Origin of the sequence: Polaromonas sp. DSP2-3-2b2 (genome assembly GCF_049895905.1) — a bacterium.
GTDB lineage: Bacteria > Pseudomonadota > Gammaproteobacteria > Burkholderiales > Burkholderiaceae_C > Polaromonas.
In genome coordinates this window covers 1-14,941 of record NZ_JAFCTH010000037.1, presented here as the reverse complement: position 1 = coordinate 14,941, position 14,941 = coordinate 1, and the positions used below count along the sequence as shown (strand labels likewise).

Here is a 14,941-nt window from a genome sequence, read left to right as displayed (position 1 = left end):
ATCGCCACAGCGCCATCGGCTTCGTGACGCCGGCGCAGCGCCATGCCGGGCTGGACCGGGCCCTGCTTGAGGAGCGCTCGCTCGTTTATGAACGGGCTCGCCAGGAAAACCCTCAGCGCTGGTCAGGACAGCCTCGCCAATGGGCGCATGTCGATGTCGTGCACCTCAACCCAGAAATCCCACAAATAAAGGAGCTTCGAAACACGCAAAAGGTAGCCTGACTCACTTCACTTTTGGCGACAACTACCTTGACAGCTACCGAAAGCTTCCTGGTGCGCGATGAAGATGTCGCTCGTTTGTCGCCCTTCATCCATGAGCGCCACATCAATCTGCTCGGCCGCTACTCCTTTGCAGTGCCCGAGGCGGTCACCCGAGGAGAGCTGCGGCCCTTACGAAATCCCAATGAGCGCAACACTTAACCGTGTTTTACGTTCCATTGCTCCCTAAACCCCATTACAGGTGCCTCAAGAAATACTTCATCCGAAGCTACCGCCTCAGGCAACGATTTCGAGGCCCCTTTTCTGCACCAGGTGCAGCAGCTTCAGGGCCGCGCCGGTCGGGCGCTTTTGCCCGATCTCCCACTTCTGGATGGTGGAGAGGCTGGTGTTGAGCATCGCAGCAAAGACCGCCTGGCTGACGTGGGAGGTTTCGCGGAGGTGCTTGATCTCCTGCGGCTGCAGCGGTGGTACCGGCGGCAGGCACATGCGGTCGAATTCGCGCATGGTGAGTTGGTCCATCACGCCGGCATCATGAAGACCTTTGGCCGTCTCATAGACGGCTTCAAGAATGGCCGATTTCGTTTTTCTCATTGCAGTTTACCTCCATCAGTTCCCCGGCTACCACAGCCGTTGCAAGCGCCTGGGGAGTTAAGCCGAGCAGTTGCCCTGCCAATTTCTTCAAAGCTTCCTGTTCATCTTTGTCGATGTTGCTGCGGGCGTTCTTGGGGAAGCCATACACGAACACCCAGCGGTCGCCCCGATTGGTGGCTACCAGTGTGCGGAAACCACCGCTCTTGCCCTGTCCTTGCTTGGCGATGCGTTTTTTCAGCAGTCCGCTGCCCAGATCGGCCTCAAAGAGCCCTGCAGCCATTTCCTCGACAGCGATGCATAGCGCCATCTCAGGGAGTCCCTCTTTTTTCGCCCAGCGGTGAAACCACTTGTTTTTGTAGATCGACATCTCCGCCCATTTTTATTTTATTTATAGCACTAAGTGCTATAAAAATCAAGTGTGCTGATGGGAAAGTCACACATCGACGGGCAATCGATCTAAAAAGTGCCAAGAATCCATCAAAGAACCTTCGCACATCGACGGGCAATCGATCTAAAAAGTGCCAAGAATCCATCAAAGAACCTTCGCACATCGACGGGCAATCGATCTAAAAAGTGACCTTGCCCCTGGATTGCGTATCCCATAACCGAGCTCATGCGTTGGATTGCCTGGCAAGCCATTCGCTTTCGAACTGCATCGGACTGACATAAGCCAGCGTTGAATGCAGCCGGGCTTTGTTGTACCAGAGCAGCCACGCAATGGTTTCGTCCTTGGCCTGGCGCCGGGTCACGAAGCGCTGCCCGTGCAGGCGCTTGACCTTCAACGAGCCGAACAGCGTCTCGCTACAGGCATTGTCCCAGCAGTTGCCACGCCGGCTCATGGAGCTCGTGATGCCGTACTCCTTGAGCGTGTCCCTGAAGGCGCCACTGGCGTACTGGCTGCCCCGGTCGCTGTGAAACATCAGCCCTGCGTGCTTGTCCGGGTGGCGCTTGAACCAAGCCATGCGCAGCGCGTCAATGACGATGTTCGACGTCATGTGCTCGCGCAGCGACCAACCCACCACCTGGCGGCTGAACAGGTCAATCACCACGGCCAGGTAAAGCCAGCCCTCATCCGTGGCGATGTACGTGATGTCGCCGACCCAGGCTTTGTCGGGCTCGGTCACGGTGAACTCGCGGTTGAGCAGGTTGGGCGAAATCGGCAACTTGTGATTGCTGTCGGTGGTGACCTTGAAACGCCGCTTGCCCTTGGCGCGAATGCCGTGCAGTTGCATGAGCTTTTGCACCCGCTGCTTGCCCACCGGGACGCCGCGCGCCACCAGCTCGCGCCAGATGCGCGGCCAGCCGTAGGCGCCACGCGTCTGGGCGTGCAGGGCCTTGATATGCACCAGCAGCGCCTCGTCGCTCAGGTGGCGCCGCTGCGCTCCGCTGGCACGGCGCGCCAGGTGCGCGTGGTAGCCGGCCGCGCTGACTCGAAGAACCCGGCTGCACCGAAACCGGCCACAGGCGGCAGTGCTGCTCAATGAAGGCGTACTTCAAATCGACCCTCTTGCGAAGTACGCCGTTGCTTTTCCCAGAATGTCGCGCTCCATCTTCACGCGCGCCAACTCGGCCCGTAGTCGGCTGATTTCCATCTGCTCGGCGCTCACGGGCTTGCTGTCGACTCCTGTGAGTTTGCCTTGGCTTTGCGCCTTGACCCAGTTGGACAGGGTCTGGTCGACCACCCCCAGCGTGCGCGCCACCGCCGCGATGCTTTGGCCGTTGTCCACCAGGCGCACTGCCTCTTGCTTGAATTCGAGCGTGTAACGCGCCCTTGATGTTTTCGTCATTTCCGTTTTCCTTGTCTGAATTGAACCACTCAGCAAGGGATACGTTTTTCAGGGGCAAGGTCAAAAGTGCCAAGAATCCATCAAAGAACCTTCGCACATCGACGGAAAATCCACTTCAAAAGTATCTTGAAACCAAGGAAAAATAACCGGAATGAAGAAGGACAGGATGCTAGATAGGTGCCTGTCGGCCCAATCCGGTCTTTCGCCCGCTCGGTGGCTTCGCCCCCGTCGCCGACCCCTCAGGGCTTCGCCCCGAGACCCGGTCGTGACGACCCCAAGCAAGATCACGCATGAACCCGGTCTCGGTCGGGTTCAGCATTGAGCCCAGCACCAGCGGCCGCTGCGTCTCGCCCTTCCCCGCAGGGCAAGCGAGCGGCACCACCGATGTCCTGGGAGCGGGTTTGCGCGTGCGCATTGGCCACGAAAGCGCCCTTCATCGACCCAGGCACCGCCGAGCCTGTCGGCGGAACACGGCCAGAGCCAGCGGCTTCCTGCACCCGGGACCGAGCACGCCAGGGTTGCGCCGCACGCTGCCAAGGCAACTGTGCGCGTTCCGCTCACTTCTCCACGGACCACCAGAAGCTGCCAGAGCGCAGCCAAAGGCTTGACTGCTCCTTACCCCCCTGGCTTGGCCATGATCACGGCAAGAAGGCCCGTCCAGACCCTTGCAGGGGCCTTTTCATCCCGCAGCTTGCCTGCCGCGCTGGCGGCACCCTGCCTTTTTTACTGTGGCAAGCGCCTGCAGCGCCGGGTTGGGGCATTGCTCCCTTTCTTTTTCGTCGCCCGGGCCGCGCGCGGCGCGCTGGCCTGGCGTTGAAGCAACCCGTTCTCGCAAGCAGCGCGGTCCAGCCTGCTCGGGCTTTGGGCCAGCATGACCGGGTCTCGGGGCGAAGCCCTGAGGGGACGGCAAAGGGGGCGAAGCCACCGAGCGGGCGAAACACCGGATTGGGCCGACAGGCACATATCGGGCATCCTGTCCTTGTCGGTTCCGGTTATTTTGCCGTGCATTTGGGGCGCATTTGGCGTGCATTTCTAGCAGAGTTTCCGTCGATTTGTGTAACTTCATCGGTGGTTTTTTGGTGGATTTTTAGAGCTTGCAGGATCGATTTTTCGCCGATGTGTGCGGCTTCCTAGGTGGTTTTTTGATGCTTTGCAGGACCGAGCTTCCGGGCTTGTGGGGTCGAGCCGGCGTTGACCGGTAAACGCTCGGGTACAGCATTTTTGATGCCTTGCTCGGGAGCGCTAGGGATGCCGCACAAAGTCGCTGCAGTCGGCCTGGCAATAGTCGCTTCGCTCGGCGTAGAACTCGCGGCCATCCTCACTCCAGCTCGGGCCTGATAAAATTATTGATCTTTCAGTAAAGAACGACATCACCAAAGCGTCGCCTGTTTCCAGCAAGCGGCAATGATGCTGGACCGCTTCTGGGCGCTTTTGAGCTTGTTGCGCGCCGTGGTTTGCAGCTCCCTCAAATTGTTGGGGCAGTAGTTGGCCAGCGCGTGCCGCTTGAGCCAGGCCCACAAGTATTCGACCGGGTTGAGGTCCGGCGCGTAGGGCGGCAAGAACGCGATCTGGATCAGTCAGTCCAGGCTGTCGAGATACTGGCGCACCAGGAGGCTGCGATGGGACTTCAAGCCATCCCAGATCACCAGCAAGGGTTGTCCGATCTGTGCTTTGAGCGCTTTGAGGAATTCCACGATCTCTTCTTTCTTGATGCTGCCCTCGTGCAGGCGGAACATGACGCTGGTGCGCGTCAAAGCCGCGATGGCCGAGACGTGGCTCCAGTTGAAGTGAAACTCGATGATGGGCGTGCGCCCCTTGGGCGCCCAAGTGCGCACCCGCGTGGGCCGCTCGCTCAGGCCCGACTCGTCGATGAAGACGATCTCGCGTCCCTCTCGCCAGGCTTTTTTTTCAGCGCCGGCCAGGTGCAGCGCTTCCAGGCACGCACCGCACCCTCGTCGCGCTCGATAGCGCGCCGCTCGGGCTTTTGCGGGCTAAAGCCCAACGCGCCCAGGATCAGCCAGATATTGGTCAACCCAAACTTCACGCCGTACATCCGATGGATGAGCGCGCCCACGCGTTTGAGTGTCCACAGTTCGGTTTCAAAGCCGTACACGCTGGGCTTGTTTAGCAGCGCACGTGCCAATTCCTCGAGTTGCCAAGCCTGCAGCCGCGCGGGCCGCCCCGGCGCGGCCATGTCCCGCAGCGCGTCAATGCCGCCTTCATCGAGAACTTTTCTCCAGACGTACACCGTTTGCCGGGCCACGCCAATGGCGTGTGCAACCTCGGCGGTTTTGTCGCGTTGACGGTCAAGCAACTTGCTCGTCTATGCTGCGCGCTTTGACTGAAAAGGTTTGAACGAGATGCTGGCGACTAAAGGAATGCGCTTCCCAATCGACGTCATTCTGGTGTGCATTCGCTGGTATGCGGCCTATCCGTTGAGCTACCGCCACTTGGAGGAAATGATGCAGGAGCGCGGCGTGTTTGTCGACCATTCCTCGATCAACCGCTGGGCGATCCGGTTTCTACCTTTGCTTAAAAAAGTCTTTCGCAAACACAAGCGACCGGTGGGTGACAGCTGGCGCATGGACGAAACCTATATCAAGGTCAAGGGCGCCTGGAAAGGTTTTGTCGCATTAGCCAGTCAAGGACAAAATTTTGGCGAATTCTTCAAGCGCGCGTTGGCCCCGGGCGCACTTATGCTGCCAGTGCATAAAACTGCTTGGCGAACGAAAGTCCCATTCCTTTTTCGGTACTCATTTGGCCTTTGCGGATCATGTGCATCAGCTCAATGCCCGCCAGGACTGCGCTGGCAGTTCTGAATGACTTGAAGCCCAGCATCGGTTTGGTCACGCGTTTGACGAACCGATGATCCTGCTCGACGATGTTGTTGAGGTACTTGACTTGGCGCACCTCGATCGGCACGTCGCGGTCCCGGTTGATCCCGTCCATGGCCGCTTTGTTGGCGCCACTCTTGTCCATCGTGACCTTCTCTGGATCTCCGTTTTGGCGCATCGCCTTTTCGAAAAAGCGGGTCACTGCCACCGTATCGCGCCTGGCACGGAGCAGGAAATCGATGGTGGCGCCTTCCTTGTCCACCGCACGATACAGGTACTTCCACTCGCCATTGACCTTGATGTAGGTCTCATCCATGCGCCAACTGGCGCCGACTGCCCGCTTGCACTTTCTGAATACCTTCTCCAGCAACGGCAAAAACTTGATCGCCCAGCGGCTGACGCTGGAGTGATCAACATACACGCCACGCTCGTGCATCATTTCTTCCAGGTTGCGGTAGCTCAGTGGGTACGCTGCGTACCAACGGACGCACAGCAGAATGATTTCCTTCGGAAATCGCATCCCCTTCATCTTCAACATCGCCCGTCCCAACCATTGAATTTCAGGCTGTCAGCATAACGCCATCCTTGGCTGGGACTGCTAATGCGACAAAACCGGATCAATGACCATCGCCGGCTTTGGGGCATGCGCCAGGAGCGCCTGACGCCGGGCTACACGACCGCGTGGGCGGACATGCCGATTGCCAAAGCGGTCTAACCGGGCCGCTTGACCTGATCGGCTGACGTTTCAACGCTTGGACAGCCGCCAGAAAGCCTTAGCCCAACCGCGACGCCCGTAGTTCACGGGCAAATTTGAACGACGCGTTCTTGCACATCTGCACTTTTTGCAGGAGCGGCTGGTTCTGGCCGGTTGAAAACATGGTTGACTTCTTCCGGTTTCCATTTTTTTATAAGTTGGAGCCTGCTCAAAAATCGGGGCCATTCAGTTCTATGCGAATGAATGCCGGTTTGAAAAGGAAATTACTTTCCTGCATCAAGCACATCTATCAATCAACGTTGTGACAAAACTGAGTGCCTAAAAGCTCTAGCAACCTCTGCTTTGTTACACGAATATTGCAAGTTGAGTAACAAATACTTTATTCATCTATTTTTATTACCTTATTGAAAGCATCATCCTACGCCACATACGAATATTTCTGATATCCGATTTAGTGTTGTCCTATGGAGCTAGACCATAGGCTTCAATCAATCAATCAATCAATCAATCAATCAATCAATCGGTCGGTCGATAGGCGTTCGGTGGTTGCTTTATTGAGAATTTGTAAGAAGAAAATCTAAAGTCGAGAAGGATGCTTGTTGCTGGCATCTCAAACACTCGCATTGTTACCTCACAAGAAATTAGCCATTAGTTCATACACCCGTAAACATCGCCCTGTTAATCCATAACAAAAAAACTTTATTAAAGTGAGCACGCCATATATGCTTATTAATTATTTAAAGAATAGCTGGACAGGCAAGCTCGCTGCTTTATTATTGGTTGCGGGGATGAGCTATCCAGCAAGTGCCCAGACTTGCGCGGCCAGTGCAAATTGGGCGCAAACAAACTCTTACGCAGTTGGAAGCATTGTTAAATACACCGATGGAAATCTTTATGTGGCTAAGGCAGCGACATGGCCCGGCATCCGCCCTACTATCAGCACTTACTATTGGGCTACAAAATCTCTTTGCGCGACACCTGTCGTTACACCGCCGCCGGTTATTTCACCACCCCCTCCACCCCTGCCTCCTGTCACATCCGCACCGTCTACGAGTCCTTATCCGAACTGGGTTCAATATAAACAGTACCAGACCGGCGATATCGTGTCCTACCAAAATGCTTTGTATATAGCAGCTTATGCTAACCCTGGCTACATCCCGAATGTCAGCACCTTCTTTTGGAAGACATTTGCGGCGGCCCCTGTAGTACCGTCAGTGACACCACTTCCTGCCACCACGACGGCGGCTGTTAAATTTTATGGTCGATTCGACTACACGATTCCAGCAACTCCACGCTACTCGTGGTCTGGCTCGGCGATGACTGCGCAGTTCAGCGGTACTTCAATTTCGGTCTCGTTAAATGAATCCGATGCTCTGGTTTACTATGCGTATGTGATTGATGATCAGCTCGTCAAGAGATTTTCGGTCACTGCTGGTACGAACTCATATAGCCTAGCAACAGGGTTGAGCAATGGAACGCATAAGGTGTTGCTTATGCGAGAGACAGAAGGCGCTAAAGCTGGACCTTCACAGTTCTTGGGCTTTTCGTTTGGTGGAACAGGTCAGCTGATGGCACCACAGGAATTTCCAAATAAATATAGATTGGAGTTTGTTGGGGACTCGATCACTGCAGGGTTAGGTAATATCGGTTCGATGCCTTGTGGATTTTCAACGGCAACTGAAAGCGCATTTTGGTCTTATGCTCAGCAAACAGCCATGTTGCTAGGAGAAGCACCTGCTGCGAACATTAGTATTTCAGGAATTGGAATCTATCGTAATAACGGCGATATAGGCCCGTCAGCCAGTAATCCATCAATGCCTTTTTACTACTCTCGAAATTTGACCAGCGAAACAAGCTCGTCTTCAGTTGCTTCTGCGATGCAACCAAGTGTCGTGATTGTGAATCTGGGCACCAATGATTTCTGGAATGGAGCGCCGCCTCAGACAGAATTCGTTTCTGCCTATGTCAACCTTTTCAAGACTATTCGTGCTCGTTACCCATCGGCGATGCTTGTTGCCGCGACTCACTCATGGAGCGATCAGCAAGGTTATATCCAAGCAGCTTATAATCAAATGCTAAATAATGGTGAAGCAAAAGTTCGCTATACAGAGTTTCCTATTAACGACTGGAACGGATGCAGCGGCCATCCCACCAAAGCCGCTGACCTCGTAGTCGCGAATCATCTTGCGCAGTTTATTCGAAATTTAGGACTTTAATAAAATAGTGTTCTGGTCTGGGGGAATGATTAAGAAATTTCCTCAAAACTTTTTGAAAATAAATTTGGAATTGCACGATTTGCTTTTTGACCAAAACCTGAATCAGTGATGCTGGGATGATTCGCAAGATGCTGCAAAGTACCCTTCTGCCTGACCACTGGGATTAGCTTGAGGCAAGGTCTGCGACGGCCGGGTTGTTATCTATCCGGGTCGCGCCATTTGCGAAAACGTAAGGATCCATTACCGAATCGCGCTGTCTCGCGTTCACTTGCTCAGCCGGCGGTAGCATCAGTAAAGCTGCTCTATAAAGCCGTTGCCGAGCTTGCGTGCGTGCGTGGCGTTTTTGCATAAATCTTCTGCGTGTGTGGTGGTCTAATTTAACCGGACACAACGATAGGTTTTTTCCAAACCTAAATGGCGCAAGACGTGAAGAATCAAAATTCCAGAAGAAGCTTTGACGCAAGCTTCAAACTCCAGGTCGTTCCGATGATCAAAGTCCAAGGCCTGAGTCTCTAGCAGGTTTGCAAGGACATGGGCCTCGTGGAGAGTGTTGTCAGGCGCTGGCTCAGCCAGGTTGAAGCCGAGCAAGCCGGCTTGAGCGGTATCGGCAAGCCCATCACCGCCGAGCACCAGCGCATTCGCCAACTCGAGCTTGAAAACCGCCAGCTGTGAGGCGATGTGGAGATATTAAAAAAAGCATCGGCCTTCTTTGCCCGCGAACTCCGGTGAGCTACCAGCTGGTGGAGCAGCTGCAAAAGAAGGCCGTGTCCGTGACCCAGGCATGCCGGGTACTTCAAGTAAGCCAGTCCGGCTACTACGCCGCGCGCACGCGCCGAGCGCCCAGGCCATGTGCCGACAGTGTCCACTTGAAAGCCGCCTTTGCCGCCAGCGGCCGGGCCTACGGCAGCCGCCGGCTGTGCGCAGCGCTGCAAAAGCAAGGTGTGACCATAGGGCGGTACCGGGTACGAACGCTAATGCGTGCCAACGGGCTACGGCCAGTTTGGAGACGAAAATTCATGCCCGCCACTGACAGCCGGCACACCATGCCAGTGTCGCCCAATGTGCTGGCCCGCCAGTTTGATCAACCGCTGCCCAACCAAGCTTGGGCCAGCGATATCACCTACCTTCACGCGCGCAGTGGCTGGCTGTACCTGGCGGCGGTGCTGGACTTGCATTCACGCAAAATCGTCGGCTGGGCCATGGCCCCCGAGATGCCTGCAGCGCTGGTGTGCGCGGCCTTGCAGATGGCTATCGCGCAGCGCAATCCTTGTGCGGGTCTTATCGTGCATTCGGACCGGGGAACGCAGTACGCGAGTGGCGCGCATCAGGCGTTGCTGACAAAACATGGCCTGGTGGGCAGCATGAGCCGTAAGGGCAACTGCTGGGATACTCAATTTAAGATCTTCTTGAGTGCTGCATTTGGCCTGACCCGTGCTGGGATTGGCGTCGTGCCTTTGCGTTGACCTGTCGGCCGATTGCCGCTCTCATCTCGGCAATGCCGGGCCTGCTGCAAGTGACCTAATAGGAGCCTTGTTCTATGCACCCTGAGTGTCCTGTCCTTCTGCATGGTTTGGCGACGCCACCACTGCTTGATAACGGAGGTCGCATGGAAAACCAGGTAAACCACGCAGAAATCATTTTGGGCGTTGATACCCATCTTGACGTTCACGTCGGTGTCGTCATAGACACAGCCGGCCGTGTGCTGGGCACTTTATCGGTCGGTACTCATAACGAAGGATACCGACAGCTGCTCTGCTGGGCTCAGACATTCGGGATGTTACGCCGTGCTGGCGTAGAAGGCACGGGCTCATACGGTTCAGCTTTAACGCATGTGCTTCAAAGCAATGGCGTCACAGTCATCAAGATCAACCGTCCAGACCGTTCCCGCCGCCGGGGCCGCGGAAAGAGTGACGCCACCGATGCCGAGAGTGCTGCAAGATCAGTTTTGGCGGGTGATGCGAAAGCCATTCCCAAGACGCACAACGGTCTGGCCGAGGCGTTGCGCACGTTGAACCTGGTACGCCGCAGCGCAGTCAAGGCAAAGACCCAAACCATCAATCAAATACGGGTGTTGCTTGTCAGCGCTCCACAGGCGATCCGCGATGCTGTTTACAAAACCGATGCAGCAAAGTGCGTGGCGGCGTGTACTGCACTATCGCAGGGCGCCGCCACAGCGGCACTGGCCAGCCTTCACACAGCGCTGCGTTTGCTGGCAAAGCGATGGACGGCCTTCAATGAAGAGCTACGCGAACTCGATGCAGAACTGGCGCGCTTGACCAAGAAGGCTGCGCCCCGGTTGCTTGGCCGTTTTGGTGTCGGTCCGCAAACGGCCTGCACATTGCTAGTGACGGCGGGTGACAACCCCACCCGCTTGCACAGCGAAGCGGCGCTGGCCGCTCTTTGTGAAACCAGTCCTCTTCAAGCATCGTCTGGCAAGGTTCAGCGGCATCGACTCAATCGCAGCGGAGATCGCCAGGCCAATAACGCGTTGTGGACCATTGCAATGGTGCGTATGCGAAGTGATCCGCGCACCCGTGATTACGTTGCCAAACGCACAGGTGAAGGGTTATCAAAGAAGGAAATCCACCGCTGCTTAAAGCGCTACATCGTTCGCGAGCTGTACCCACTGATCTTGGCTGATTTGAAAGACTCTGCATCTTCCACTTGACATAGGAGCGTCAACTCGGTGATGGAGCGCTTCTTCTTGAGCCTGAAGATGGAGCGGGTCTGGCAAAAGGGCTACGCCAATCACAGCGAAGCCATCCATGAGGTGGCTGACTACATCGTCAACTTCTACAACGCCGTGCGATTGCACTCCAAACTGGACAACTTGTCACCCAATGCTTTCGAGCATAAATCGGCAACTCAACCCACCTATTAATGTGTCCGAAATAACTTTACCGCCACACATGCGTTGGCGTTTGATAATTGGAAAGACCGCCATCAAAGGAAAAAAACTATGCCGCCACTTTCCGCCCAACCTAAGGTTCTGCTGTTCGATGTCAACGAGACCCTGCTGGACATCGGGCCGTTGAAGAAAAGCGTGGCCGACATCCTGCTCGAGCCCCACGCGGCCGAGCTTTGGTTCGCCACTATGCTCCATTATTCGCTAGCGATGACCGTCAGCGGCCAATACGCGGCCTTCCCCGACATAGGCGCGGCCGCGCTCCGAATGCTCGCGCGCAACAGCGACATCGCGCTGAGCGAGGAGGATGCCAAAGAGGCGCTCTCCCCCATGCGCTCGCTGGCGCCTCATCCCGACGTGAAGCCCGCATTGGAGCGCCTGAGCGCGCGCGGTTGGCGGATGGCGACGTTGACAAACTCGTCGCAGGCTGGCGTGAAGGCTCAGATGGAGCATGCTGGCCTGGAACGCTTTTTCGAGCGGCAGCTCAGCGTCGAGTCAGTCGGCAAATTCAAGCCACACGCGGAGGTCTATCTCTGGGCGGCGCGGGAAATGAACGTCGATCCGTCCGAATGCATGCTCGTGGCAGCCCACGGTTGGGACGTGGCGGGCGCGAAGTGGGCCGGTTTGCAAACAGCTTTCATCGCGCGCGAAGGGCAGCAAAAGTTTCCTCTTGGACCGGCCCTGGATATTGACGTTTCAGATCTTGATGCCTTGGCAAGCGCGTTGGGCGCCTGAGAGGGCAGAGGTTCGCCAAGTGCCTCAACTTAGCGTTCCACGACTTGCGCGATCACGCTATCAAAGCCCAGCCGCTCCTTGGCGAGGATTTCAGCTGTAGGCGACCTTGAAAGTAGGCGAGTCCTCGGGCCTGAACCCGCGCCGGTCATAGACGCAGGTCGTGCTGATGCTCGCGTAGCCCAGCCACTCCTGGACCTTGGCGATGTCGGCCTGGTGCTCTAAAGCGGAGATGGCGGCGGTGGCCCGTAGCGCGTGCGGGCCCATGTTGTTCCCGCTGATGCTGACCCGCTTCATATAGTGCACCACGACTTCGGAATACACGGCGCCGGGAGTCAAAGCGCTGGCCAAGGCACCTGCCTTGGGTGCCCGGATGCGCCTAAAAAGCGGCGAGTCCATTTCCCCGTCATGGCCGGCGGCCGTCAAATAATCGGCCACCAGGCGCAGGGAATGGGCATGCGCGGGCAGGTAGCGCAGCTTACCGCCCTTGCCCTGCACTGCTAGGTGCACAACGCCCCGGAGATCCTGACCGAAGTCTTTTACCAACAATTTGGTCAATTCTTCCCGGCGCAGCGCGTGGTACAGCAGCACCGACAAAATGGCCCGGTCGCGCTTGCCTTTGAGCGTGTCGCTGGGCGCCGCCGCCAGCAGCGCGCGCGTTTGCGCGTTTCCCAGCGCTGGCGTCTTGCCTTCGCTGGTTTCGGCTTTCGGTCTCTTCACACCCCGCACCGGGTTGTGCGTGACCGCGTTGGCTTTGCACAGGTAGTCGTACAAGGACGCCAGGGCGGCAAGCTTGCGCCGGATGGTGGCGCCGGTCAGACTTTGCTTTTCCAGCGCGGCGCGCCAGGCCAGGATGTACCCGCGCGTGACCAAACGAAATTCTTCGGGTTTGACAATGCCGGTGAACTGCATAAAAGCGCGCAAATCGTTTTGATAGGCGCGCCGGGTCTGGCGGCTCGCCAGGTTGGCAAACCACTGGACTTCGGGTGGCACGGCGGCCAGCTGGGCAAATTCGGGAACGGTGAGGGCGCGGGGGGAGGCCGCGCGGAGCGGCTGGAGGTCGGTGGCCTTGGATGCCATCCTAACCATTGGTAACGAATAGCGTTTATCGGTCGCCGCCGCGATGCCAGCCAAGCCCACCACGGCTGATCAGGGATCGTCGCAGAATTCGGAAAAAATCGTACGGTAAGGATTGACTTGTCAGGTTGAAGTCTTGAATGAAGATTAAAAGTCGTCAGGAAAAGGTCAAAACAACCCTATCCTGACGTGATTTACTGCTGTGACCTGACGCTTGTCTGAGGTGTATTTCAACCTGACACAACGAACAGAACTCCAAGCAGGACATGGATTTTTCGAGCATGGCTATGCCTTACCGTACGATTTTTTCCTTTTTCTGAAGCGATCCCTTCTTGCCCGTCAAGCGTGTCGAGGCTTTCAATGTCGAAGTGGCCCAGCAGCTGCGCCATCGCCATCTTCATTTCCAGCAACGTCAGGTAGCGCCCCGGACACATGCGCGGACCGGCGCCGAACGGCATTGAAAGGCGCTTGACTGCATGCGCCACTGCCCCGGGGTCATCCCCACAAAGCCAGCGCTCGGGCTCGAACGCGGCCGCGCGAACTAAGCATTTGTTATATGGCGCTCTTTGCGGTTATATTTTCATTCCGTGAGCATTACCTTTTCATCAAGCGAAAAATTCGCATCAGTCGAGAAGCCGGCGCCTGCCGATTCTTCCCCCATGGCTTCGAGCGAAACCTTGGTGCCGCTCGAATCGATCCTGTGCACGGAAGAATTGAACCGGCGCCCGGCCCGCGCGCCTGATTACGCCGCAGAAAACCGCGCGCTGCTGGCGTTGGCCCAGGCGCTGGTCGTCTCGCCCCATACCATTCTTCAAACGCTGAGCGACAGCGTGCTGGCGCTCTTGAAAGCCGATTCCGCCGGCCTGAGCCTGCTGACCCCAGACGAAAAGCGGTTTTATTGGCCTGCCATCGCCGGCATGTGGAGTCCGTACGCAGGGGGCGGCACGCCGCGCGAGTTCGGCCCGTGCGGCGATGTGCTCGATTCCAACGCGCCGCTGCTGTTCAAGCGCTTCGAGCGGCGCTACCCCTATTTGCTCGAAGCGACGCCCGTGGCCGAGGAGTGCCTGTTAGTTCCTTTCTACGTGCAAGGAAAGGTGGTCGGCACGATCTGGGCAATTGCCCATGATGCGCGGCGCAGGTTCGATGCCGAAGACCTGCGCCAGCTCACAAGCCTGGGCAAGTTTGCCTCGGCGGCATACCAGGCAACACAGGCGCTCAATGCCGAGAAAGAGTTCAACCGCAGCATCATCGACAGCAGCCCGGATTGCATCAAGATTCTCGACCTCAAGGGAAATTTGCTGTCCGTGCTCAACGACTTGGCGCTGCTGGGCATCGAAGACATCGAACCGTTCCTGAACAAGCCGTGGATCGCGTTCTGGGCGGGCGGTGATCGGCAAAGTGCGCAAGCAGCGGTTGAGGCCGCAGCGGCGGGCCGGCAAGGAAAATTCGTCGGGTTTTTCCGAACGGTTTGCGGGGAAGCCAAGTGGTGGGACGTGGCGATTTCGCCGATTCTCGACGCCAACGGCAAGCCCGCGCGTTTGCTCGCCGTCTCGCGCGACGTGACCGATCGCATGCAGGTTGAACAAACCCTGCGCCAAAACGAAGAGCGCTTTCGCGCCTTGTTCCAGTTGGGGCCGCTCGCGATGTATTCGTGCGACGCAGAAGGAACCGTCCAGGAATACAACGACGTTGCCGCGCAGTTGTGGGGACGCGCACCGCGCCGGGGAGACACGAACGAAAAGTTTTGCGGTTCCTTGAAACTGCATCTTGCCGACGGCACACTATCCCTGGGTGTCAGAATTGTTGTCGCATCCAATTCTTCGATGGCTAACTGCCCGGCAGCTTCATTTCATGACCAGAACACCG

At 56.9% G+C, this 14,941-nt stretch carries 10 protein-coding genes and 7 pseudogenes; 10 read left to right on the top strand and 7 right to left on the bottom strand.

Going from position 1 to position 14,941, the window contains the following annotated elements; genetic code table 11:
* Nucleotides 1–221 (top strand): annotated as a pseudogene (locus ACP7AD_RS17890) (hypothetical protein); the annotation flags it as partial.
* A gap of 27 nt (nt 222–248) precedes the next feature.
* Nucleotides 249–419, top strand: a complete 171-nt coding sequence (locus tag ACP7AD_RS17885; RefSeq protein ID WP_426149101.1) for a hypothetical protein — start codon at nt 249–251, stop codon at nt 417–419.
* Nucleotides 420–494: 75 nt separating this feature from the next.
* On the opposite strand, the gene ACP7AD_RS17880 is transcribed toward ACP7AD_RS17885, so the two are convergent.
* The 4 genes and pseudogenes from ACP7AD_RS17880 to ACP7AD_RS17865 all read right to left on the bottom strand — a co-directional run.
* A complete protein-coding gene (locus tag ACP7AD_RS17880; protein ID WP_426149091.1) occupies nt 495–809 on the bottom strand; it encodes a helix-turn-helix domain-containing protein in 315 nt (104 codons plus the stop codon).
* Entirely contained in the window at nt 781–1,176 is a 396-nt protein-coding gene (locus tag ACP7AD_RS17875; RefSeq protein ID WP_426149092.1) for a type II toxin-antitoxin system RelE/ParE family toxin, read from the bottom strand. Before ACP7AD_RS17875 ends, ACP7AD_RS17880 begins: the two co-directional genes overlap by 29 nt.
* 244 nt (nt 1,177–1,420) lie before the next feature.
* Nucleotides 1,421–2,596 (bottom strand): annotated as a pseudogene (locus ACP7AD_RS17870) (IS3 family transposase).
* A gap of 1,370 nt (nt 2,597–3,966) precedes the next feature.
* Nucleotides 3,967–4,883: pseudogene (locus ACP7AD_RS17865) on the bottom strand (IS630 family transposase); the annotation flags it as partial.
* A gap of 73 nt (nt 4,884–4,956) precedes the next feature.
* Between ACP7AD_RS17865 and ACP7AD_RS17860 the strand changes: the two are divergent.
* Nucleotides 4,957–5,217: pseudogene (locus ACP7AD_RS17860) on the top strand (IS6 family transposase); the annotation flags it as partial.
* Between the two features lie 73 nt (nt 5,218–5,290).
* On the opposite strand, the gene ACP7AD_RS17855 reads toward ACP7AD_RS17860, so the two are convergent.
* Nucleotides 5,291–5,968, bottom strand: a complete 678-nt coding sequence (locus ACP7AD_RS17855) for an IS6 family transposase (protein ID WP_426149100.1) — start codon at nt 5,966–5,968, stop codon at nt 5,291–5,293.
* 63 nt (nt 5,969–6,031) lie between these two features.
* Here ACP7AD_RS17855 and ACP7AD_RS17850 point away from each other — a divergent pair, with 63 nt between their 5' ends.
* From ACP7AD_RS17850 to ACP7AD_RS17825, 6 genes and pseudogenes are all read left to right on the top strand, one after another.
* A complete protein-coding gene (locus tag ACP7AD_RS17850; protein WP_426149093.1) occupies nt 6,032–6,145 on the top strand; it encodes a DUF4113 domain-containing protein in 114 nt (37 codons plus the stop codon).
* Nucleotides 6,146–6,867: 722 nt separating this feature from the next.
* Nucleotides 6,868–8,361 carry a GDSL-type esterase/lipase family protein gene (locus ACP7AD_RS17845; protein ID WP_426149094.1) on the top strand — a complete coding sequence of 498 codons (1,494 nt, stop codon included), beginning with the start codon at nt 6,868–6,870 and terminating at the stop codon, nt 8,359–8,361.
* A 414-nt stretch (nt 8,362–8,775) separates the two neighbouring features.
* Nucleotides 8,776–9,749, top strand: a pseudogene (locus ACP7AD_RS17840) (IS3 family transposase); the annotation flags it as partial.
* Between the two features lie 218 nt (nt 9,750–9,967).
* Nucleotides 9,968–11,029, top strand: coding sequence for an IS110 family transposase (locus ACP7AD_RS17835; RefSeq protein WP_426149095.1), 1,062 nt, complete (start codon nt 9,968–9,970; stop codon nt 11,027–11,029).
* A 12-nt stretch (nt 11,030–11,041) separates the two neighbouring features.
* Nucleotides 11,042–11,242: pseudogene (locus tag ACP7AD_RS17830) on the top strand (IS3 family transposase); the annotation flags it as partial.
* A gap of 78 nt (nt 11,243–11,320) precedes the next feature.
* On the top strand, nt 11,321–12,001 hold the full coding sequence (locus ACP7AD_RS17825) for a haloacid dehalogenase type II (RefSeq protein WP_426149096.1): 681 nt from the start codon (nt 11,321–11,323) through the stop codon (nt 11,999–12,001).
* Nucleotides 12,002–12,091: 90 nt separating this feature from the next.
* Here the strand turns inward: ACP7AD_RS17825 and ACP7AD_RS17820 are convergent, their stop codons facing one another.
* Together ACP7AD_RS17820 and ACP7AD_RS17815 are read right to left on the bottom strand one after the other, a co-directional pair.
* Nucleotides 12,092–13,078, bottom strand: a complete 987-nt coding sequence (locus ACP7AD_RS17820) for a tyrosine-type recombinase/integrase (RefSeq protein ID WP_426149097.1) — start codon at nt 13,076–13,078, stop codon at nt 12,092–12,094.
* Between the two features lie 227 nt (nt 13,079–13,305).
* Nucleotides 13,306–13,596 (bottom strand): annotated as a pseudogene (locus tag ACP7AD_RS17815) (cytochrome P450); the annotation flags it as partial.
* A gap of 138 nt (nt 13,597–13,734) precedes the next feature.
* Here ACP7AD_RS17815 and ACP7AD_RS17810 point away from each other — a divergent pair.
* On the top strand, nt 13,735–14,941 hold a 1,207-nt coding region (locus ACP7AD_RS17810; protein WP_426166370.1), incomplete at its 3' end, for a PAS domain-containing protein.

Bases quoted from the DNA above. Each gene is read 5' to 3' on its own strand.
- ACP7AD_RS17820 (WP_426149097.1), bottom strand. From the start codon at position 13,078: ATGGCATCCAAGGCCACCGACCTCCAGCCGCTCCGCGCGGCCTCCCCC.
- ACP7AD_RS17880 (WP_426149091.1), bottom strand. From the start codon at position 809: ATGAGAAAAACGAAATCGGCCATTCTTGAAGCCGTCTATGAGACGGCC.
- ACP7AD_RS17850 (WP_426149093.1), top strand. From the start codon at position 6,032: ATGCGACAAAACCGGATCAATGACCATCGCCGGCTTTGGGGCATGCGC.
- ACP7AD_RS17855 (WP_426149100.1), bottom strand. From the start codon at position 5,968: ATGTTGAAGATGAAGGGGATGCGATTTCCGAAGGAAATCATTCTGCTG.
- ACP7AD_RS17835 (WP_426149095.1), top strand. From the start codon at position 9,968: ATGGAAAACCAGGTAAACCACGCAGAAATCATTTTGGGCGTTGATACC.
- ACP7AD_RS17845 (WP_426149094.1), top strand. From the start codon at position 6,868: ATGCTTATTAATTATTTAAAGAATAGCTGGACAGGCAAGCTCGCTGCT.
- ACP7AD_RS17875 (WP_426149092.1), bottom strand. From the start codon at position 1,176: ATGTCGATCTACAAAAACAAGTGGTTTCACCGCTGGGCGAAAAAAGAG.
- ACP7AD_RS17825 (WP_426149096.1), top strand. From the start codon at position 11,321: ATGCCGCCACTTTCCGCCCAACCTAAGGTTCTGCTGTTCGATGTCAAC.